The sequence below is a fragment of the Limimaricola sp. G21655-S1 genome, from assembly GCF_027213785.1.
Classification (GTDB): Bacteria; Pseudomonadota; Alphaproteobacteria; order Rhodobacterales; family Rhodobacteraceae; genus Limimaricola.
The window spans coordinates 1-235 of the sequence record NZ_JAPWGO010000511.1 but is presented as its reverse complement, the minus strand read 5'-3'; the positions used below and the strand labels follow the sequence as shown (position 1 = coordinate 235).

The following is a 235-nucleotide window of genomic DNA, read 5'->3' as shown; positions in this document are numbered from 1 at the left end:
CAGCCGGTGCCGTACCATTCAAAGAAACCGCTGTCTTTCCATTCGGTTAGGGCGGTGAAATGCGCCTTGATCGCGTCGTTGTTGACGAGGATCTGAGTGCCTTCTGCGCCATCATAGCCGTTGTCGTTGGTCGCGAACGGCAGGTTATGACGGGACATGAAGTTCTCGGTGAAGATCCAGGGCAGATGCGACTGGCTCATGCCGATATAGCCCGCTTCCTTCAGCGCTGGTGCGG

Annotated in this window: 1 pseudogene; it reads right to left on the bottom strand. The window is 57.0% G+C overall.

The window, feature by feature from the left end:
* Nucleotides 1–235: pseudogene (locus tag O4G76_RS21640) on the bottom strand (ABC transporter substrate-binding protein); the annotation flags it as partial.